At 47.9% G+C, this 22,704-nt stretch carries 13 protein-coding genes and 1 tRNA gene; 5 read left to right on the top strand and 9 right to left on the bottom strand.

Translation table 11 applies throughout. The features are described from left to right. Positions 1 to 44: 44 nt before the first annotated feature. The 9 genes from BM202_RS10395 to BM202_RS10355 form a co-directional block, all read right to left on the bottom strand. Positions 45 to 3,164 carry a TAT-variant-translocated molybdopterin oxidoreductase gene (locus tag BM202_RS10395; RefSeq protein ID WP_093825664.1) on the bottom strand — a complete coding sequence of 1,040 codons (3,120 nt, stop codon included), beginning with the start codon at positions 3,162 to 3,164 and terminating at the stop codon, positions 45 to 47. 57 nt (positions 3,165 to 3,221) lie between these two features. Next, entirely contained in the window at positions 3,222 to 4,538 is a 1,317-nt protein-coding gene (locus BM202_RS10390; RefSeq protein ID WP_093825662.1) for a c-type cytochrome, read from the bottom strand. A 250-nt stretch (positions 4,539 to 4,788) separates the two neighbouring features. Continuing rightward, positions 4,789 to 4,859, bottom strand: a tRNA-Cys gene (locus BM202_RS10385). A 143-nt stretch (positions 4,860 to 5,002) separates the two neighbouring features. After that, entirely contained in the window at positions 5,003 to 6,790 is a 1,788-nt protein-coding gene (gene rpsA, locus BM202_RS10380; protein WP_093825660.1) for a 30S ribosomal protein S1, read from the bottom strand. A gap of 245 nt (positions 6,791 to 7,035) precedes the next feature. Beyond that, on the bottom strand, positions 7,036 to 7,551 hold the full coding sequence (locus BM202_RS10375) for an HNH endonuclease (RefSeq protein WP_093825658.1): 516 nt from the start codon (positions 7,549 to 7,551) through the stop codon (positions 7,036 to 7,038). A gap of 171 nt (positions 7,552 to 7,722) precedes the next feature. Beyond that, on the bottom strand, positions 7,723 to 8,184 hold the full coding sequence (gene smpB / locus BM202_RS10370) for an SsrA-binding protein SmpB (protein WP_093825656.1): 462 nt from the start codon (positions 8,182 to 8,184) through the stop codon (positions 7,723 to 7,725). A gap of 227 nt (positions 8,185 to 8,411) precedes the next feature. Continuing rightward, on the bottom strand, positions 8,412 to 9,008 hold the full coding sequence (locus BM202_RS10365) for an OmpH/Skp family outer membrane protein (RefSeq protein WP_093826263.1): 597 nt from the start codon (positions 9,006 to 9,008) through the stop codon (positions 8,412 to 8,414). Between the two features lie 88 nt (positions 9,009 to 9,096). After that, positions 9,097 to 9,459 carry a hypothetical protein gene (locus BM202_RS10360; RefSeq protein WP_093826261.1) on the bottom strand — a complete coding sequence of 121 codons (363 nt, stop codon included), beginning with the start codon at positions 9,457 to 9,459 and terminating at the stop codon, positions 9,097 to 9,099. A 74-nt stretch (positions 9,460 to 9,533) separates the two neighbouring features. After that, a complete protein-coding gene (locus BM202_RS10355; protein WP_093825654.1) occupies positions 9,534 to 11,960 on the bottom strand; it encodes a penicillin acylase family protein in 2,427 nt (808 codons plus the stop codon). Between the two features lie 173 nt (positions 11,961 to 12,133). Here BM202_RS10355 and BM202_RS10350 point away from each other — a divergent pair, with 173 nt between their 5' ends. From BM202_RS10350 to BM202_RS10330, 5 genes are all read left to right on the top strand, one after another. Further along, complete coding sequence (locus BM202_RS10350; protein WP_093825653.1) at positions 12,134 to 12,718, top strand: RNA polymerase sigma factor; 585 nt, start codon at positions 12,134 to 12,136, stop codon at positions 12,716 to 12,718. 82 nt (positions 12,719 to 12,800) lie between these two features. Continuing rightward, positions 12,801 to 13,790, top strand: a complete 990-nt coding sequence (locus BM202_RS10345; protein WP_093825651.1) for a FecR family protein — start codon at positions 12,801 to 12,803, stop codon at positions 13,788 to 13,790. Between the two features lie 17 nt (positions 13,791 to 13,807). Next, positions 13,808 to 17,281 (top strand): SusC/RagA family TonB-linked outer membrane protein, encoded by a 3,474-nt coding sequence (locus BM202_RS10340; RefSeq protein WP_245776609.1) that lies wholly within the window; start codon positions 13,808 to 13,810, stop codon positions 17,279 to 17,281. Positions 17,282 to 17,306: 25 nt separating this feature from the next. Further along, positions 17,307 to 18,842, top strand: coding sequence for a RagB/SusD family nutrient uptake outer membrane protein (locus BM202_RS10335; RefSeq protein ID WP_093825647.1), 1,536 nt, complete (start codon positions 17,307 to 17,309; stop codon positions 18,840 to 18,842). Between the two features lie 70 nt (positions 18,843 to 18,912). Beyond that, positions 18,913 to 22,695 (top strand): VCBS repeat-containing protein, encoded by a 3,783-nt coding sequence (locus BM202_RS10330; protein ID WP_143100675.1) that lies wholly within the window; start codon positions 18,913 to 18,915, stop codon positions 22,693 to 22,695. Positions 22,696 to 22,704: the final 9 nt, after the last annotated feature.

Here is a 22,704-nt window from a genome sequence, read left to right as displayed (position 1 = left end):
TAGCACATTGTTCAAAATCAATTATCTACCACTCTCAACCGTAATTAACTTACTTCGTTTGATTCTTGTGTAGCATTTTTATTTTGCTTCGGCTCTTCGTCCTTATTACGAATCTTCGTCAGATATGAAATTTGAGGCCTTACGTTGATTTCTTCCAGCACATGGAAAGCACGGCCTTCGACTTCAACTTCACGTATCTTAGAAATTGTGCTTTCTGGGTTGTTCATATCACCAAAAATGATAGCACTTGTAGGACAAGATTGCGCACAAGCTGTTTGAACTTCGTCGGGTAGTAACCGACGGCGTTCCTTTTTCGCCGTCAATTTGGTTTCCTGAATCCGTTGTACACAGAATGAACACTTTTCGATAACGCCACGGGAACGAACCGTCACATCAGGGTTGATGACCATCTTACCGAGGTCATTATTGAAATGATAATCATAATTATCATTGTCATGGTATTTAAACCAGTTAAACCGGCGCACTTTATACGGGCAGTTGTTCGCACAGTAACGTGTACCAATACAACGGTTGTAAGTCATTTGGTTCAACCCTTCTGTACTGTGCGTCGTAGCAAGAACTGGACAAACCGTTTCGCAGGGAGCGTTGCTACAATGCTGGCAAAGCATCGGCTGGAACGTAACTTCTGGATTAGCTGAAGCGACTTCCAAAGCCGAGTAATCTTCGGCTTCAGCATCACTACTATAATAACGGTCAATCCGCATCCAGTGCATCTCGCGACGGTTAATCACTTCCTGGCGACCTACAACCTGGATGTTGTTTTCCGCATTACAGGCAACAACACAAGTTCCGCACCCGATACAGGAGTTCAGGTCAATGACCATACCCCATGAGTGATTCGGTTTACCGTAGCCGTTCCAGAGCGTAATATCCGTAGGATCAGTTGGCCCTACTGACGTTTGCACTTTAGGCTCGTAACGACCAGCTTTCGGATCTTTCTGATAGGCAGCCAATCTAGCTTCCTGTAGGACTGCCCGACGCCCCATAACCGTATCGTGCGTTTGCGTCTGAGCGATCTCATGCTTACCGCTTGCCTTTTCTACTTTAACATTAACCGCTGAGTAGGTAGCATATCCATCTGTAATAGCCACAAATGGAAAAGCATTCTTGCCTACACCGTTTGCCGACTTTCCTGCCTTTTCACGTCCGTAACCAATGGCAACTGAAACTGTATCGTCCGCCTGACCAGGTTGAATCAACACGGGCAACTCTATTGACTTGCCATTTACTGAAACAGTGACCATGTCATTCTGAGCAACGCCCATCGCTTTGGCCGTTTTTTGCGAAATAGCCGCATAATTGTCCCAGCAAGCTTTGGAAACAGGATCTGGTAACTCTTGTAACCAGGGATTGTTAGCCATGGCACCCGTACCAACGCCAACTTTTTCATACAAACCCAGCTCCATGCCGGTCGTTGGCTTATAGCGTTGAGTTATCCCTGCAGCGGCCTGCGCTACGTTTCCTGCAAAAGTAACAGTGCCTGTAGCAGCCTGATTTTTACCGGGCTCGAACACGCCATCGTTCAAGCATTGTACCCAGAAAGCTTCAAATGAGCTAAAGCCTGAGGCTTTTGGATACTGAGCTGAAAGCCAGTGACTTTTCAGGTAAGCCTGATAATCAGCTGACTTACCACTCCAAGTCAGCAAGCTAGATTCAAACTGGCGGGTTTTAAAAATAAGGGTAATAGCAGGCTGCATGACGCTATAAAAACCCTGCTTTGGTTCAGCATCGCCCCAGCACTCCAGAAAATGTGGTGCTGGTGTAATATACTTTGCCAACGACGCAGTCTCATCGGCGCGATCAGCGAATGAAACAGATAAGGCTATTTTTGGTAGTGCTTCGGCGAGTTCAGCACCTCGGGGATGATTATATACTGGATTGGCCGCAAAGAAAAGAACTGCCCCCACCTGACCAGCTTTTGCCTCATTGATAAAGGCATTCATCTGCTGGTCGTTGCCCTGGCGATAATTAACCGGTAAGTTAATATCAATCGTTGTGCCGTAGCTCCCTAATAGGTTGTTCAGCGCATTAACGACAATTTGTACATTAGGATCATTGGAGCCAGATACCACTAATGCCTTACCTCGCGAATTAGCAAGGTCAGTAGCAGCTTTATCCAAGTGAGGAATTGTGACAGATGCGGTACCAATAGGTGTTCCACCCAGTTTAGCAGCGACCTTATTGTAAAGTGCAGCTACGACCAAACCTTCCTGAGATGGTTTGATGGGTGAGCGATAATCAGCATTAGAACCCGTTAATGAAAGTCCGGTTTCAAATTGATAATGCCGTGACATGGTTTTCTTCCCGCCACCGATGGCACCTATCTTTCTACCTTTAGCATAAGCCCCCATGTATTCGATAGGCGCTATCCAGGTACCCAGAAAATCAGCATTTATACCAACAATCGTATTGGCTTTACTGAAATCATACGTTGGAACGACTGCTTTGCCAAATGATGCCTGATTTGCCTGAATAAGGCCAAAAACAGAGTTAGCATCATATGTAATATGCTGGGCAGTTGGATATTTTGCAATAAAATCGGCAATAACCGCTTTTGTAGTAGGGCTGATTATTGTTGATGTAACGATACGTACGGCAGCCCCTTTCCCAGCGACCGAATTCAGTTGATTTACTATTTCACGATCGGCAGTAGTCCAGTCGATATCTGTTTCACCTCGTTTAGGCCCTTTAAGCTTATCTATATCATAAAGAGAAAGAACCGACGCCTGAGTACGGGCAGTAGTGGCCCCCTTAGATACGCTCGAAGATGGATTGCCTTCTATTTTTATAGGACGCCCTTCGCGGGTTTCTACCAGAATAGCAGTATAGTCGCCACCTTCAATAAAAGTAGATGCGTAATAATCAGAAATAGAGGGAAATGTAAATTCCGGCTTACTAATATACGGAATCGCTTTATGGACGGGCGTTTCGCAGGCAGCCAGTGATACAGCAGCCATACCAAAGCCCATTACTTTCAAAAAGTCACGGCGTTGGGTGTTTGAACCCCCAAGCAACCCTTCCAGGTCATTTGATGATTCGCTCAGGTCAGGGTTAGCAAACTCGCTATTCGCGTTCTTTACGAACGTAGCATCGTTGCGTAACTCTTCAACCCCTTTCCAATACCGTTTAGATGTATTTTCCATGCGTGTTGTATGCGGTAAGTACCTATTGGTTGAGCTGCCCTATCCAGGCACGGTGGGTTAATAGTGGCATTTGGAGCATTCCAGACCACCAATATTAGCTACTTTCAGTGGTTCTTTACTTTCTTTCCGATGAAGAGCTACCAATTTATCGTAGTAGGCGTTGTCTTTAGTGTTCACTTCAGTCCGGCGGTGACAGTCGATACACCAGCCCATCGTCAATGATGAACGTGCTTCAACCACTTCCATCTTCTCGATTTCACCGTGGCAAGTCTGACAGGCTACATTACCTACGTTTACGTGTTGAGCGTGGTTGAAGTAAGCCAGATCGGGTAGATTGTGAACACGAATCCATTCAATCGGCTGGTTATTTTCGATTGCCGTATAAATCTTTTGAATTTCCGGCGACTCTTTCTTAATGACGCCATGGCAGTTCATACAGATATTTGCCGCAGGTATAGTGGCACTTTTACCCTTCTGAGCACCTGTGTGGCAGTAATTACAGTCGATTTTATATTGACCAGCGTGAAGTTTGTGCGAATAAGCAATTGGTTGCTTTGGCGCATAGCCCTGTTGGATACCCACACTGTAGGCGCCGTCGATTGTTGCTTTCGTTACCACCAGAAGAAATAACCAGATTACGACTGAACGTAGCGTTGGGTTGTTAAAGGCATCCGATAAGCCAGTTTTCATTCGTTGGCCAAAGGAAGAAGGAATTTGAGTACCATCTGTTGTGGTTACTGGCGATACCGCTTTTGACAAAATCGTCACGATCACGAGCAGAACACCCAAAACCAACAACATAATTACCAGAAGGGCAATCAATACAAAAGTGAAGAGTTCAGATGGGCCACCAACCGATGCAGATCCCCCACCTGTACCTTCCGTATTTTTACTAGTATCACCTCCCGTACTAGCGACTGCCGGCTTATCACCTTGAGCAATGTAAGCTAGAATTCCATCAATGTCGGCATCCGATAAACTTGGGAAGCTCGACATCTGAACTTTACCGTTGGCATTGAATACCTGATTGGCGTATGCGTCACCAGACGCAATTACAGCCGACGAATTCCGAATCCATTTGTGTAACCAATCTTTTCCAGGGGTCCGACTCTCGATTCCCTTCAAACCAGGCCCAACAACTTTTTCGGCCGTTATTGAATGACACTGGGCGCAGTTATTGGTAAACAACGTCTTTCCTTTTTCTACATCACCACCACCACCGCCGGCTGGAGCCGCTGCGGCTGGGGCACTAGCTGAGTCTTGTGCCTTTACCTGACTGTTGGAAAGCAACAGCATCAACGATAAAACAACGGCCCCGCAAAGCTTATATAAACAACTCATTTTTTGAACTATATTAATTGAGTGAATCAACATAATCACCAATGCCTTTTTATTAGCGACCAAAAGTACGACACGATTACTGTATAGGCAAAAGTTGGCGTTTAGTTATTTGAACCGTCGTTTTTATTTATATTCTTTCTAATTAACGAAGAATATAAACAGAGTTCATGGCAGCTAATAATCTCTTAGGAGTGATGTTTATACTAAAAAAAAGCCATCTTGCCAGAACTCAACCAGAGTAGCAGCAAAATGGCGAATTAGATAGATAACTACTTGTATCGGGAGGTTCCGAGCGGATTCGAACCGCTGTACGAGGTTTTGCAGACCTCTGCCTAGCCACTCGGCCACGGAACCCTACTTATTCCCGAATAAATGACAGGTCATATATTCGGGAGTGCAAAGATAGGGTTTTATCGTTTACGTCAATAAGGTTGGTACAAAAAAATACCCCTGAGCTGAAAAGCTCAGGGGTATTCTATCGTGTTATAAAGAGTAACTTAGTTACGTCCTTCCATTTGCTCTTTCAACGCAGCCAAGGCATCAAGATCGCCTAACGTAGCACCACGCTCAGCCGCAGCTGGTGTGGTAGCCGCTTTCGCAGTGGCAGCCTTAGGCGCTTTCTGCTCTTTAACTGGCTCATTTTTCTCCTGCCACGTTTTCGTATGCGAAAGCATAATCCGCTTCTCTTCTTTCGAGAATTCGGTTACTTTGAAATCAAGCGTTTCACCAACTTCGGCAAATGTACCGTCTTCTTTACCAAGATTCTTGAGCGACGAGAAGCCTTCGATGCCGTAAGGCAGTTCGAGTGTAGCCATCTTATCATTTTTGCTCAGGATCGTGCAACGGTGAATTGTACCAACGGCAAATACGGTTTCAAACGTATCCCAAGGATTTTCTTCGAGTTGCTTGTGACCTAGTGCCAGACGACGATTATCAACGTCCAGTTCAAGTACAACGACTTCAAGTTCGTCACCAACCTTGATGAAATCCGATGGATGTTTGATTTTCTTGGTCCACGAAAGATCCGATACGTGTACCAGCCCATCGATGCCTTCTTCCAGTTCGAGGAACAGGCCGAAGTTGGTCAGGTTGCGTACCATACCTTTATGCTTCGTACCAACTGCGTATTTAGTACGTAGTTCTGGACGAGTCCATGGATCTTCGGTCAGTTGTTTGATCCCTAACGACATTTTGCGGTCGTTCCGGTCAAGTGTCAGCACTTGTGCTTCAACTTCATCACCAACTTTCAGGAATTCCTGTGGGTTACGCAAATGCTGCGACCACGACATTTCTGATACGTGGATCAGTCCTTCGACACCCGGTTGGATTTCGAGGAATGCACCGTAATCAGCTACGTTAACAATTTTACCTTTTACTTTCGAACCAACCTGAATGTCTTCAGCAAGCGCATCCCATGGGTGAGCCTGAAGTTGTTTCATGCCCAGTGAGATACGTTTCTTGTCTTCGTCGAAGTCCAATACAACCACATTGACCTTCTGGTCGAGGTGAAGTACTTCGGATGGGTGACTGATGCGGCCCCACGAAATATCCGTGATGTGCAACAGACCATCTACACCACCCAGATCGATGAACACGCCGAAGTTTGTCATGTTCTTGATAACACCTTCCAGTACCTGACCTTTTTCGAGGTTGTTCAGGATTTGGGCGCGTTGTGCTTCGAGGTCTTTCTCAATCAGGACTTTGTGCGAAACAACGACGTTGTCATTAGCATAATTGATCTTGACGACTTTAACCTCCATTTTCTTGCCGACAAAAATGTCGAAATCCCGGATCGGCTTCACGTCGATCTGCGAACCTGGCAAGAAAGCTTCTATGCTGAAAATATCGACAATCAGACCACCCTTCGTCCGGCGCTTCACAAAGCCATCGATAACGAGGTCTTCGTCCAGTGCACGCTGGATTTTCTGCCAAGCCGTTATAACCTTCGCTTTTTTGCGCGAAAGCACCAACTGACCATTGGGGTCTTCCTGATTTTCTACGTAAACTTCAATTTCATCACCCATCTTCAACTCCGGCATATCCCGGAATTCAGAAGCTGGTACCAAGCCGTCCGACTTGAATCCAATGTTGAGTAGTACTTCCCGATCTGTTATCCCAACGACGGTTCCCATTACTACTTCTTTCTCTTTAACCTCCGACAACGTATTGTCGTACAGTTCCAACATCCGGTTGTGTTCTTCAACCGAATAGCCACTACCAAACCCTTTGTTGTCTGCCCGGTCCCAATCAAATGCCGGCAGTTCGCGTTGCTGCGTTTTGCTCATAAAAAAATTTGTCCTGACCCACTAGGTACATCAGCCCGTGGGTCAATGGCGGGCTGACTTTAGTTATAGAAATATTTCCTTCAAAAAAGGACTGCAAAGATAGCAATTGCTTTTTGAAAAAAGTTTCGAAATAACCAAAAGTCTTTGACATAGAGGCTAAAAGAAAAGACGGGTAGCAGAAGGAGAAAGGATTTGCCCAAGCATTTCCCATTTCCTTTTGCAACCCGTCTTCCTTCTCTTCTTGTTTATTTAAACGCTTTTTCCTTTTTAGTTAAAAATGGCATCCAGCTTTGTTCCAGAGAACCCGAAAACTCACGCAAAAAGACCAGAAACGTTGGTTTGAAAGGTTTCTGTCGCAGTTTTAGATTGGCTTCATCTGGAGTATAATCACCTTTCCGTGAATTGCACCGTTTACAGGCAGTAGTGAGGTTATCCCAACTGGTTTTCCCTCCTCGTGACTTTGGCAATACGTGGTCGAGCGTTAGATCCTCCGTCGTTCCGCAATACTGACAATGATGGCCGTCACGTTTGAAGATATTTTGCCGGGTTAGCATCACACCCTTATAAGGTAGACTTATGTACCGATGCAAGCGGATGACGGTTGGCATCGGAAACTCGGCGGAGACGGTTCGGAGCATAAATTGCTCAGATTCGGCAACCAATTCTGCTTTGTCTAAATAAACCAGCAAGAATGCTTTAGGAACGGAGCAGATGCTGAAGGCACTGTAATCTTGATTTAAGACTAATACTTTCCTACCCATATCGCGTTTGAATGCCTCTGTACGGTAGCAAGTTACAGAGTTATCCACATAACGGCAATAGTTGTGAAAAATTTAGTCATTGATCAAGAGTCGATAGTCATCAGTGGTTAGTCAAGAGTTTTCACTACATTGGTTACTATTGACTCATGACAAAGGACTATCAACTACTAATTAATACCGCTCCCGCTGCATCTCCCGCTCTACGTCACGTTCCTTTATACTATCACGCTTATCGTAAAGTTTCTTTCCTTTGGCCAGCGCGATCTCCACTTTGGCAAAGCCGCGCTCATTTGTAAAAAGCCGAATAGGAACGATTGTAAGACCTTGATCCTTAAGCTTCTCCGTAAGCCGTTTAATCTCACGTTTGGTCAATAGAAGTTTGCGGTCGCGAAGTGGTTCGTGGTTGTAATGAGTGCCTTCGGTATAAATTGAAATGCTCATTTGGCGGATAAAAAGCTCTTCGCCATGAATCAGACAATAAGCATCCTGTAAATTCACTTTTCCCTGCCTGACTGATTTAATCTCGGTTCCAGTCAAGACAATACCGGCCGTATACGTTTCTAAAAACGCATATTCGAATGACGCCCGCCGATTGCGGATATCAACTTGTTTAACAATTGAAGCAGAGGCCATATACTGGTATATAATACATGATGTATGATATAAGTATCGATACGTCAAAATAGGTTAATAGGGTCACAAAGGTAATCGGGTAAGTGAAAGAACACCGGAAACTCTAAGGAGGTTTATCCAAGGAAATAAATTTAAAGCTGGTTTATAAACAAATCCGGCTTGTTGAACACTAATGTTCAACAAGCCGGATTTTTATTGTCAGAGGCCACTGATGCAGCCGGAAAAGGTTATTTTTTCGTTTGTTTGGCGGTATATTCTTTGTTCAGACCATCCAGAATCGCTTTCGTCTGATCAACCGATGGGTCGGCGAACAGGATGCCACCCCCTTTTGTGTACCCCAACACGAATTCGTATTTGTTCTGACCGTTTATCTTCTTCAGATAATCGTAGATCTGATCGTATAACTGCTTGTTTTTGCTTTGCTCTTCAGCAGCCAGATTTTGGGCCGCCCGTTCGCGATAAGCCAGAATATCCTGCTGCTCTTTCTGAAGAGCAGCTTCGGTTGCCCGGCCTTGCTCCTGCGTCATCGTAGCAGCCCGCTGTTGAAAGAACGCTACTTTATTTTGCAGATTCCGACCCTTTCCAGCAAGATCATTCTCTAATTGGAACCGCTTACTTTCGAGTACTTTCTGAGTATCTTTAAAATAGTCGTATTTGGTTAATAGTGAATCGACGTTCACGTACACAATAGATCTGCCTTTCGCTTCGGTTGGTGTTTTTACAGGAGAAGCCGCTTCGGGCTGGCGGTCTTTAAAATGTAAATAATACAGAACGGCTACGGCAATTGTCAGGACGACATTCAGAACTAACGAGGCATTCTTCACAGTAAACGGATTGGTTAGTGACAAGTTTATCTTACAAAGGTAGAGGAAATTACGAACGGTTGGCACAAGCTACCCCGCGCCGTTGCGGCTACGTCCTATGATTTATAATTTGTTTTCCAGTTGCCTGTTTGATATAGAATCCCGATAACCCAGACAACCCACCGACTAAACCACCTAAAATAGCCGTTACAAGGCCTGGTAGAACTTTACTGTTCATTTTAAAAAGCAATTCACTCATTCGCCCCGTAAAAATTCCATCTGTTCGGAAGTGAATGAGCAAAGCGTAAATCAACCATACGACTGCAATGCCATAAAAACCATAAAAAAACGCTTGTCCAGCCTTCTCACTGCGCCAGAAGCAAACGAGAAAAGAAACGATAGCCAGACTCCACCAAGGGAGTACCAATTGGGCCACTAAACTGAGTATGGCAATGAGCAGGACTTCAATCATATATGTAACGCGGCTAAAAGCCGCAGTAAGGTGTCTATAAAAGCGGCTTTCCATCGGAACGCCGATCGGCCGCATTATTTCAAAATCATTCTTCGTTTGATACGTGGATTTTTATCCTGCGCCGATTGTAGAAAGAGAAGCTCATTCAACTTACCCATTCGCCAGGTTTCAATCATATCCTGATAATATGGACTGCCCGGATTACCCGACTGCCCGCCCGGATAGACGCCGTACGCTTTGGGTTGCGGCCCCAGCTCAACAACCATGCGCCAGGATGGGCCCGTACGCTCGGTCGTAGCATTCACAATCCCGGCTCCCCCTCCCATCTGGACATTTAGTGCGCTGAAAGCATCCAAACCAGGCACCAGATGCCGGATCGAAGTAGCCTTATGTTTCCCCCAGGCCCAGGCTGGGCCAATGGGGCCATGCTTTTTAGCCAGCGTGTCACAGGAAGTTCGGAAGCTCTGGATCAATACGTCGGATAATGACTCGTGAGCTGGTGTATTTACATTGTCAAGCCAATGAGAAGTAGAATCTCGTTGAATGAGCTGCATCGTTCGATCGAAACTGGGTAAACGCGTCAATAATGTATCGCCACGATCAAACTCGTCTTTCCAGATAGCATCCATCAATTGACGGTTCCATTCGGTAAAAATCGTGGCCCCAATCGAACTCGTATCATTTTGATACGTCCAGATAGTCAATGTATTTAGCGCTTTCGCATATTCGCCTTTTAATTCAGAGGCTTTTAAGGCGGGGAGAAGCGCAGGCAGCGTTGTAGCCGCTCGAAGATTATACAAGTCATTTTGCAACTGACGCATGCTATCGACCGTAACGCGTGGCATAGCCGTCAGCCGCTGATTAATACGCATACCGCGTTCGGCGGGAGCAAACTGCCAATTTATATAATAAGGATAGGTTGGATCGGTAGAGAATTGATTGGCTGAACTCACAAAGCCTCTCGGTGGATTTTTAACACGGGGATTTTGAGCGGGTGGAATCCAGCCCTGCCAATCGTGAGCGGGATTCGTACCATCGAGCAAATACTTGCCTTGTTCTCTCCATTTCAATGGGTATTTACCATTGGGCGAAATGGCGATGTCTTTGTTAACATCCGCGAAGACAAAATTTTGAGCGGGTGCCCCATAATAAGCCAGAGCCGCTACGTAGTCATCGTAATTTTTGGCCCGGTTCAATAAATAGTAGGCCCGGAGTTCATTCGTAGGTTCGTGCGCAATCCAGCGAGCCGCGTAACCCGACGGAATATTAGCCCGAAACCCTCGTTGGCCTGCCTGATTGACAATTGGGCCGTGGTGCGTGTAATAAACTGTATCAATAATATCTGGCTTACCTTTTACTTTGATCACTTCCAGCCGACGGTGAACTGGCTTCCACTTTCCACCGTGCAGGTATTCCTGCTTGCTGGCATCCCGGAAACGGATCTTATAAAAATCCAGTACGTCGGCACCAACGTTCGTGACGCCCCAGGCAATGTCTTTATTGAACCCGATTATTACGCCTGGCGACCCCGGCAACGACGTACCGCAGGCATTCATCGTAGGCGAAACCAGTTGAATCTGGTACCAGATCGAGGGCAAACTAAGCGTTAAGTGCGGATCATTGGCGAGTATGGGGTAACCCGTTGCTGATTTCTGTGCCCCAACGGCCCAGTTATTGCTGCCGATGGCCGGGTCGCGCGCAGGCCAGTTCAGGGCAAGAGGCTCGTTGATCGGCAACGAATCTGCTGAATCCGGTATGTTCAATGGTTTAAACTCCCATTTAGTACCGGGGGGAATAATTGGGTCTTCATGATCGGGGTAGTCAGGAAAGAGGTCATTGGTAACGGCGGCCCCAAACACACGCCGGACGTTGCTCATTTGAAGATCATCGGCGCCACTGGCCAACGTACTGGTCATCGCTTTGAGCAACAGGGCGCATTTCAACGTTGTCCAGGGCTCGGGCGTGTACCCCAGCAATTTATATTCTATAGGATAATTGGCAGGACTCAGGTTTGAGATCCAGGCATTTACTCCAGCCGTATAGGCTTCAGCAATTAGCTTTGAATTAGGATCGCTGAGCATGGCTTTCTCGGCCTGCTCAGCGCCGTAGACCATGCCAATCTCCCGATTGAACTTATCAAGCGGAAGCGCCCGCTCGCCCACCAGTTCGGCAAGCCGACCAGCAGCGACATGAGTCTGAAACTCCATTTGCCAGAGCCGGTCGCGGGCGGTAAGATAGCCCTGCGCAAAATAGGCATCGTGGTCATTCTGAGCAAATACGTGCGGAATAGCCAGATCATCAAAAATAACCGTGACGGGCGCTTCTGTACCCTTGAGTATTACGTCTTCATCGGCCGTATTAATTGTTTCGGCATTCTGCCAGAAGCCAACAAATGGGCTCAGTAATGGTCCAAACGCCGGAATGCTACCCCAGGGACGGTTGAGGGCCCAAATAAGTGCTACTGTTGATACGGATACAAGTATAGCCTTCGTGTAGTGCATATAAATAAAGAAACCATAGAACGTATTGCCAATGCAAGTTTAGCATTGCACCCACCAAATAAAAAGTATTCTTTTCCTAACCTGGACAATTCTTTTTTACATTTGTTGATACTGACGATTCAAATCATGGTTTTTGCCTATCGCCCTGAGCAGATCCTCCCTCAGCGAACACTATGGAACTGACAGATAAGGAATTAGCGCTTCGCCTGAAACAACATGACGAGGTTGCGTTCGAGACGTTGTTTCGACGCTACTACCATTATCTGTATAGTATTGCGATTCAGTACGTTAAAGACCCTGCGCTGGCCGAAGATGCGCTTCAGGAAGTTTATCTGAAATTATGGATTAACCGGGCTCAATTAGATGAATCCCAATCCGTTAGAAACTACCTGGCAACGGCCATGCGTCATCAGGTACTGAATCTGATTCGCGATAATAAACGCGCTATTCTGCGCCACCTGAATCATCTCGCCACTCAACCCGAAGCTGATACCACAACCGAAGAAACGCTCATATTAAATGACTATGCAAAGGTGGTTCGGGATGGCTTGCGCCAACTCTCGGCACAACGGCGATTGGTGTTTATGCTACGTTCCGAACAGGGTCTGTCAAACGAAGAGGTAGCGTCGAAACTCCAGATTTCCATCAATACGGTCAAAGTTCAATATTATCAGGCTTGTCGATTTCTCCGCGACTACTTACGCCAACATGCTGGCATTGAGGCTATGATTATTTTAGTTGCTACTTTTTGCAATTAACCCTGAATTATTTTTTCGTTTCCAATAATACTTCTTATGCTGTGTGGTGTATAGTGAGCATACTGGATGTTCCTATACTTTAATGACCGAACAACTACTACAACGCTATTTTGCGAATCAGGTTACGCCCGAGGAAGCCCAACACGTATTAGACTGGTTCGACACCGGCGAAGGGCACACGTACCTGATGCATCGGCTCGACGATCAACTCGGCAAAGCTGATTGGCACGCCCCACCCAACGTTCCCGGCCCCAATGCAGAACAGATGCTGAACGCCATTCGCCAGCGGATGACTCCCGATTCAATAGATGACGTACCTGTACGACGTTTAAACAGTTGGGCTCAACCCATGCGCTGGGCGGCTATTTTCGTTGGAGCGCTCCTGCTAGCGACTAGTGCTTTCTGGGGGTATCGATACCTGAATCCTGCCGAATTAATTCATCAGACGGCATTCGGCAAAATTGATAAGCTAACGTTACCCGATGGCTCGACCGTGACGCTGAATGGCAACAGTCGCCTACGCTATGCATCCCAATGGTCCAGCCATCAAACACGCGAAGTCTGGCTCGATGGTGAAGGCTTTTTCCAGGTAACGCATCAGCGCAATCACGAACGATTTGTAGTCCACCTTCCTAATAAACTAAATATTGAAGTGCTGGGAACCCAATTCAACGTAATGGCCCGTAAAAATCGGTCAAAAGTGGTGCTGAATAATGGGAAAATCCGCCTTGATGTGGGCGATCAGGCAAAACAAAAACTGGTTATGCGGCCCGGCGACCTGTTTTACGCGGATGTAAAAGCCAAAGTTTACTATCGTAAACGCGTTGATGCATCGGCTCAATCGGCTTGGCAGACTGGCAAGCTCACGTTCGACGGGACGAGTTTGCTGGAGGTAGCGCAGATGCTGGAAGATACTTACGGCGTAACGGTGGTTATCGCCGATCCCGATTTACGACGGCAGACCGTATCTGGTACTATTCCAAATCAATCGATGCAAACGATACTCAACGGCCTTGCTACCCTATTCGACCTGCATATCACTCAGGAATCAAATCGAATTATCATTCAATGACTCAACCCTTTTTTACCATGACTAAACAACTAATTGTGCTTGGATCGCTGCTTATGGTTGGCGTTCTGCCCCTGAAAGCGCAACTTTTGGCCTCCAGCAGTCGATACACTACGTATCAAAATCGGGAAGCCGACACGCGCTTGCTGACTCTAAAAAGTGCTTTAAGTGAACTTGAAAAATACTATGGTGTTTCGTTCATTTACCCGACCAACCTGGTTAACACGAAAGTGGTTATGGTTAACCAGCATAGCGAGAACCTGGAAACAGAGCTAGCCAACCTGTTGACTAGCAAAGGATTAACTTACCGAAAAGTCCAGCCAAAGTTTTATGCAATCGTGCCAACGAAGGAAAAGAGCCCACGGCTTTTTCGTAAAATTGAGCAGATCGAAACCAAAACCAATGCCGATCAAACAACCGAAGCCGTGACCCTGCCCAACCGGACAATTGACAAGTTAGAGCGTATTGGCTGGTCGATGACATCAACTCAACCCTTGGAAGATGTCACAGGCAAGGTGATTGACAAAAGTGGACAGGGCATTCCTGGCGTAAGTGTGGTCGTGAAAGGCACAACGCGGGGCACAACTACCAATGTATCAGGCGAATACAGCCTGAATGCGCCCAATAATGCCACACTGGTGTTCAGCTTTGTGGGCTATGCCTCGCAGGAAGTGTCCGTAGCGAACCGCAGCCGGATTAATATTACGCTCGTTGACGATGTCAAGTCCATTAATGAAGTCGTTGTTGTAGGCTACGGTACCCAGAAACGGGCATCGGTGACGGGGGCAATATCGTCGGTCTCCTCACAGGAAGTCACACAATTGCCTGTTCCCAGCGTTGAGCAGGCCATTCAGGGACGTGTGCCGGGGGTAACGGTGACCAGCAACGGCTCTCCGGGCGAAACCCCAATTGTGCGTATTCGGGGCATTGGTTCGATCAACTATGCCGCAAATCCGCTGTACGTGATCGACGGCTTTCCGACGAGTGATTTAAACAACTTCGATACCCGTGATATCGAGTCAGTAGACGTATTGAAAGATGCTTCATCGGCAGCAATCTATGGCTCCAGGGCGGCCAACGGCGTAATTATCGTTACCACAAAAAAAGGAACTGGTGATGGTAAACTGCATGTCAATTACGATGGCTACGTGGGTACACAAACCGCCTGGCGGCAACTCGATCTGCTGAATCGCGATGAATATATCCAGTTCGGCACAGCACTACGTACCAATGCTGGTCAGCCGATCCCGGCCCGGTTTGGCAACCTGAATCAGCCCATCTATGCCGGGGCGACGCAAACCTACGCCCAGACTGACACAGATTGGCAAAAAGCGGTCTTCCGCAACGCGCCGATTACGCAGCACAGCGTGCAGTTATCGGGCGGCAACGAAAAATCACGCTTCTATTCATCAGTTGGTTACTTCAATCAGCAGGGAATCATGATTGGTACAGGCTACAAGCGTGGCAACTTCCGCATCAACTCCGATCATACTATCAGTAAACGTTTTTCTTTCGGGCAAACGCTTACTCTTTCATACGATGACAAACTCAATGAAGTAAGCGCGGGTGGACGAACACAGGTTCAGAATATGATTCGCATGACGCCGTACATGCCAATCGAAGATCCTACATTGCTGGGCGGTTATCGTGGTCCAGATGGTTCAGACGGTACTGACCCGCAGAATCCTGTGCGGGCTGCACTACAGGATCAAAGTAAAACGCAACGGATGAAAATCCTGGGCAGCGCTTATATTGACGTCAAGATTATTGATGGACTAACGTACCGGCTGCGTGGTGGTATCGACTACGTAACGGCCCGAACCTACTCATTCCTGCCGATTTATAGCGAGAGTTTCAACGCTCGTGCGTTAGCTCAATTGTCAGATGACCGTCTTACCTACGCATCTCCCCTGATCTCGAACCAATTGACGTATGAGAAAGCATTTGGCAAACATTCCGTCAACGCCGTGGTCGTGGCCGAACGGCAGGCGGGCACGAGTCTCGAAATTATTGGCACTGGGCAGGCTACGTCAAATGCCATCCGCGAATTGAACGGCATTGTCAGTACCAGCGCAGGCTTGAGTGGTACCCGGTCAGAGAATGTACTGGAATCCTACTTGGGACGTATCAACTACGAATATGCGGGCAAATACCTGGTAGGCGCGTCGTTCCGTCGCGATGGATCGTCGCGATTTGCACCCGGTAATAAGTGGGGTAATTTCCCATCGGTATCGGCAGGCTGGCGTGTCAGCGAAGAAGCCTTTCTGAAAAATATACCAGCCATCTCAGAGTTAAAGCTGCGGGCCAGTTATGGTACAATGGGCTTCAATGGGATAGGCGATTACTCGTGGCAGGTAGCTGTTTCTCAAAACACCAACGCCATTTTTGGCGACAGCCGGACGCAGGGAACGTATTTCGACCGACTGGGTAATAGCGACTTACGCTGGGAAGTAACGAAGATGAGCAACTTCGGCCTGGACCTGGGCTTGTTCAGCAACAGTATTACGTTGTCGGCCGAAGTGTATCAGCGGAATACGGATGGATTGATCCTGAATCAGCCCATTGCTCCTTCCATCGGCTACACGCAATCGCCCATTGTGAACGTTGGTAGTATGCGGAATAATGGTGTGGAAATGCAGCTGGGCTATAACAAAACGAAAGGTGCACTGCGGTTCAACGCGTCGGGCAATATTAGTTTTATCAGTAATAAAGTCCTGAGTCTGGGGCCAACGGTATCTCCGCTGCTGAACGGGGCCAATGCTGATTACGGCGGGGGCGACATTACCCGGACCGAAGCGGGCCAGTCCATTCAGTACTTTTATGGCTACAAGGTTGCGGGTATTTTCCAGAATGCGGATGAGGTTAAAGCTGCACCAACGCAGGACAATGCCCAGCCGGGCGATCTCCGATTTGTTGACACGAATGGCGATGGCAAAATTGACGCCAGTGACCGTGTGAATCTGGGCAGTTTTCTCCCAAAATTCACCTACGGTCTAAACCTGTCAGCCAATTATCGGGGGTTCGATCTGTCGCTGTTCTTTCAGGGTGTGCAGGGCAACAAGATTTACAACGGCGTAAAAGTCCTCGAACAGGGTATGCTGCGGTTGTTCAATGCGGGTACCGACGTGCTACGTGCCTGGACACCCACCAACACCAGTACCGACGTGCCTCGCGCGGTTGACGGCGATCCCAACGGAAACACCCGCACATCGGATCGCTTTATTGAAGATGGTTCGTACCTGCGCCTGAAAAACCTCAGTATTGGTTATTCTGTACCGGCTACGGTCTTGCAATCCTTCTCGCGCGGAACACTCAGCCGGGCACGGATTTATCTGGCATCTACCAACCTGCTGACGTTTACAAAATATACTGGCTATGATCCCGAAGTCGGATCTCGTACCAGCAATACGAATCCTACGCTGACCAATGGGATCGACTATGGCCAGTTTCCGCAGGCTCGTTCCTTTATGGTAGGGCTGCAAATTGGTTTTTAACGAACGAGATATAAACAAAGTCATTATGAAATCTACATACTGGACCACGGGTATAGTGGCTATGGGGCTGTTCTTCGGATGCAGCACCAGCAGCCTCGATAAAGTGAATCCCAATCAGGTTATTACGGATAACTACTACAAAACTTCGGATGAATTGCTGAAAGGTGTCAATTCGGTATATGCCATTTGGCAAAGTGCGAACCTGACTGGCCGGGAGTGGTTTTTCCTGAACGACCTGCGCTCCGACGACGTAGCGACGGGTGGAGGGCAGTTGGAAGCGCCCCGAAGCCAGATCCTGATTGGTGCTCAAAATCCGACGAATGCAGTCGCATTTTCGGTTTGGAATGGACTCTACCGAGCCATACACCGGGCGAACGTGGTGATCGATAATGGCGCGTCAGTTAAAGACAATCCAACGCTGGCCAAGCGAATTGTAGCCGAAGCCAAATTTCTGCGGGCACTGTCCTATTTCGACCTGGTAACCAACTGGGGAGCAGTACCGCTGTATGCCGACTACGTAACGAATGTCGATGGTACAAAGCCAAAAGCGTCAGTAGACGAAATTTATACGTTACTAACCACTGATTTGCTGGCTATTCAGGCCGATTTACCCGCTACGTTCAGTGGAGCCGATCTTGGTCGGTCAACCAAAGGAGCAGCTCAGTCGCTGCTGGCACGGGTTTACATGCAAAAAGGCGACTACGCAAGTGCCAAAACCCAACTTCAGTCAATTATTAGCTCCGGAACATACAAGTTGACCGATGAGTACATGGACAATTTCATTGAAGAGACTGAATTCAATTCGGAATCAATTTTTGAAATCGGCTTCTCATTGGTTGGCGGTTTCAACTGGGATGCCGACGGAAATGATAACGGAGCTAACGAAAACATGACCCGGAGTCAGGAATATTCGGCTATTGGCTGGCGCAACCTGATTCCGTCGGAGAACCTGGTGGCTGAATATGAACACACAGCCAAAGGCGACGCCAAAACTGACCCACGCCTGAAATATAATTTCTATTTCATTGGCGATACGTATAACAATGGTTTGAATACGTTGATGGATTCGCAGGTGCAGGGCAATACGATTCTTTTCAATGGCGTGGCGCAGAAAGTTAGCTGGCGGAAATACACGGCGATGTATAAAAACAACGAAACCTTTTATACTTCAGGCATCAACATGCGGTTGATTCGTTACGCCGAGGTGCTGCTTATGATGGCCGAAGCAGAAAATGAAACCGGTAACACGGCCAATGCCATTACGTTGCTGAATCAGATCCGGGCCAGAAAAAGTGTGGCCATGCCGGCTTATCCAACGGCAAAATTCCCCGTTAACAGCAAAGATGAAGTCCTTCGCGCGATTATGCACGAAAAGCGGGTTGAACAGGCGGGTGAGCAAATTCGCAATCGCGATATTTTGCGCTGGAGAGCCCAAAACAAATTCAAAGCGGAGCCGCTTTCGTACTTCGTGAAAGGCAAGCAGGAGTTGTTGCCAATTCCACAACAGGAGCTGGACAACAATAGCAAGCTGTCGCAGAAAGATCAGAATCCAGGGTATTAACCCAAGATTTTTTGCCTGACAACGTAACATGACCCCAGGCAAAAAACCTAACCTATGATTGTTAACTAAAGTGGAGAAATCCCCGGCGGGCATGCGTTGCCAAGCCGGGGATTTTATTTACATTTCGCCCATGCGTTACTTCCTCTGGCTGACCGGAATAACTTTGCTTACGCTGGTCAGCTGTACCCACCGCCCTGCCCGATTCGAACGACTAACCGCCAGTCAAACCGGCATTGATTTTGCCAATACCATCACCGAAAGTGACTCGTTGAACGTACTGGAGTTCGAGTACATTTATAACGGTGGGGGCGTTGGAATAGACGATTTCAACGGAGATGGCCTACAGGATGTGTTTTTCGCCGGAAATCAGGTGTCGAGCCGACTTTATCTGAATAGGGGAAACTTCAAGTTTGACGACATAACCATTCCAGCCGGTGTCTCAACAAAGTTCTGGTGTACGGGTGTAGCCGTAACCGACATTAATCAGGATGGACGACAGGATATCTACCTATCAACCATTCATCCTAACCGAAATCAGGCGGTTCCTAACCTTCTTTTTCTGAATCAGGGCAACGACGCCAACGGCATTCCTCGTTTTGAGGAATCAGCCCAAGCCGTCGGTTTAGCCGATTCGAGTTACTCTACTCAAGCCACCTTCCTTGACTACGACCATGACGGTGATCTAGACGTTTTTCTATTGACCAACGCACTGGAAGCTTTCAACCGAAACAACGTCATAGGCCCCCATAACGACGGCTCCGCCCGAAGCCGGGATAAACTTTTTCGGAATGATGGGATAACGCTTGGGGCGGAAAGCCAGGAGCAGCGAGCGTTAAACCATGCCCCACGCTCCATGCCCCATGCCCTACCCCACTTCACCGACGTATCAACGCAAGCCGGTTTACTGCACGAAGGCTGGGGATTGGGTGTCATCGTCAACGATGTGAATCAGGATGGCTGGCCCGATATATACGTAGCAAATGACTTCCAGTCAAATGATGTCTGGCTGGTGAACAACCACGATGGAACGTTTAGTAATCGCATTGCCGAGACGCTTAAGCACCAGAGCCATAACAGCATGGGCATGGACATGGCCGACATCAATAACGATGGATTGAACGACCTTGCCGTAGTGGACATGCTACCCGACGACAACCAGCGGCAGAAAACCATGTTCTCAACAATTCCCTACGACCGCTTTCAAATGGCCCGGCGACTCGGTTACCAACCCCAATACATTCGCAACGTACTGCAACTGAACAGAGGGTTTTGGGAAGGGGCAAGGAGTGTGGGGCCCGGAGCAGGGAGTAAGGAGCAGGGAGTCAGACCTCCAAGTACCAAGCTCCAGGCCATAAATACCGCGTCCCTTTCTCAAAGCCCCGTGCGCCATGCTCCACGCTCCTTGCCCCTCTTCAGTGACATTGGCTATCTGGCCGGCACAGCAGCCACCGACTGGAGTTGGAGTGCGCTTTTCTCTGATCTGGACAATGACGGTTTCCGGGATTTATTAATTACGAACGGATATCGAAAAGACATTACTGATCTGGATTTCACCAGCTACAACCGGGATGCGGGCATGTTTGGCACCGACGCCGGCCGACGTACGCAGTTATTGAAACGTATTGAAGACCTGGAGCCTGTTTACAAGCCAAATTTCCTGTTTCATAACAATGCAAACGGACACCCTGATAGTCTGCACTTCACCAATGTCGCACCAGACTGGGGCCTGACCGAGTCATCCTTTACAAACGGAACCGCCTACGCCGACTTCGACAATGATGGCGATATGGATCTGGTTATGAATAACATCAACGATCCCGCTTTTATTTATCGGAACCAAACCGTCGAACAGACAAAAGACGCATCGGCAAATCATTTTTTAAAAATAAATCTGTCGGGCAAACCGGGTAATCTGGAAGGATTAGGGGCTAAAGTTGCCATCTGGGCGGGTGGCCACCTACAGTACACCGAGTACACGCGCCAACGCGGGTATCAATCCACCATGCCGTCGGGCATTCATTTGGGTCTAGGCTCTGCCAAACGCATTGATTCGCTGAAGATCGTATGGCCAAACGGCACTGGCCAGCTACTCAGGAACGTAGCGACCAATCAAACCCTGACATTGGATGAACGTAAGGCGGTACTGCAATCGTCAACGTTTATGCAACTGCAATCACCTGCAAACCCGCTGCTGACCGAGGTAACTAATCTGGCTGGGCTTGATTTTCAGCATCAGGAAGATGATTTTGTCGATTACAAAGCCCAGCAAACGCTACTTCCGCATAAGCATTCACAGCTTGGGCCGGGTATGGCCATCGGCGATGTAGATGGAAACGGGCTGGATGATATCTACGTAGCAGGAAGTGCCAATAAAGGCGGTACATTTTTTCTGCAACAGCCAAATCAGAAGGCTGGATCGCCAAAGTTCCTGCGGAAAGACCGATCAGCAAAGAAGCCCGAAGAAACCGGCGTATTGCTGTTCGATGCAGATAACGACGGTGATCTCGACTTATATACCGTCAACGGCAGCACCGAATTTGGTAAGAACGAAGCGATCTATCAGGATAGCCTGTACCTGAACGATGGAAAAGGTAATTTTCGGGTATCACCCAGGGCACTTCCCAACACAATGTCCAGCGGATCGTGTGTTATCGCTACCGATTTCGACCATGACGGTGATTTGGACTTATTCGTAGGAGGTCGCGTTGTGCCGCAGCGCTACCCGGAGCCTGCCCGAAGTTATTTGCTACGTAACGATAGCCGACCCGGTCAACCCGAACAAGTGCATTTCACGGACGTAACGGACCAACTGGCACCCGGTCTTGGTCAGGCCGGATTGATTTGTGCGGCACTCTGGACCGACGTTGACAACGATTCCTGGCCCGACCTGATGCTGGCGGGTGAGTTTATGCCAATTACCGTATTCAAAAGCCAGCAGGGTCAACGATTCATACCCATGCAAACGCCTGAACTGGCAAAAGCCGTTGGTTTCTGGAATAGTCTGACAGCGGGTGATTTTGACAACGACGGCGATATGGATTACGTAGCAGGCAATCTGGGTTTGAATAGTCGATTGCAGGCGTCAGCCAACCAGCCCGTATCCGTATATGCGGCAGACTACGACAAAAATGGCACGTTAGACCCAATCCTAAGCGTATTCAATGGGAACGTCGAATACCCATTCCATCCCCGCGATGTACTGACTGATCAGATTCCGTCCTTCAAAAAGAAAATGACCTCCTATGCGGCTTATGGACAGACAACCTTAACCAGCTTACTGTCGGCAGATGAACAGAAGCAGGCGGTTATTAAGCGAGCTACTTACCTATCATCGGCTTACATTGAGAACCGGGCCGGTACGCTGGTACTGCACAATCTGCCTATTGAGGCCCAATTTTCGCCCGTCTTCGGCAGTGCAACAACGGACCTCAATCACGATGGCAATCTGGATATCCTGCTGATTGGCAATGACTATGCCACCGAAGTGCTATCAGGATGGCAGGACGCTGGCTTGGGTTTATGCCTGGTCGGCGATGGCAAAGGGCATTTCAAATCCTTAAGGCCCGCAAATTCGGGGTTTGTAGTCGATGGTGATGCGAAGGCCCTGGCGTCTATTTTATTAGCCAATGGACAGCTTTATTACGTAGCAACCCAAAACAACGGACCACTACGTGTGTTTAAGGAAGCGAACAACCCGGTGACGTATCAGCGGGTAAAGCCAGCCGATTCGCAGTTAGTTCAACCTACGACTAACGGTAAAAAGCGAAAAATCGAGTTCAACTATGGCAGTGGTTATTTGTCACAATCCTCGCGGGTTGTTCCCACCCGCGTTGTAGAAAAGAATTTCAACTAGAAAAGAAAG

The organism is Spirosoma endophyticum, assembly GCF_900112365.1.
Taxonomy (GTDB): domain Bacteria; phylum Bacteroidota; class Bacteroidia; order Cytophagales; family Spirosomataceae; genus Spirosoma; species Spirosoma endophyticum.
This window is presented reverse-complemented; position numbering and strand designations above follow the sequence as displayed.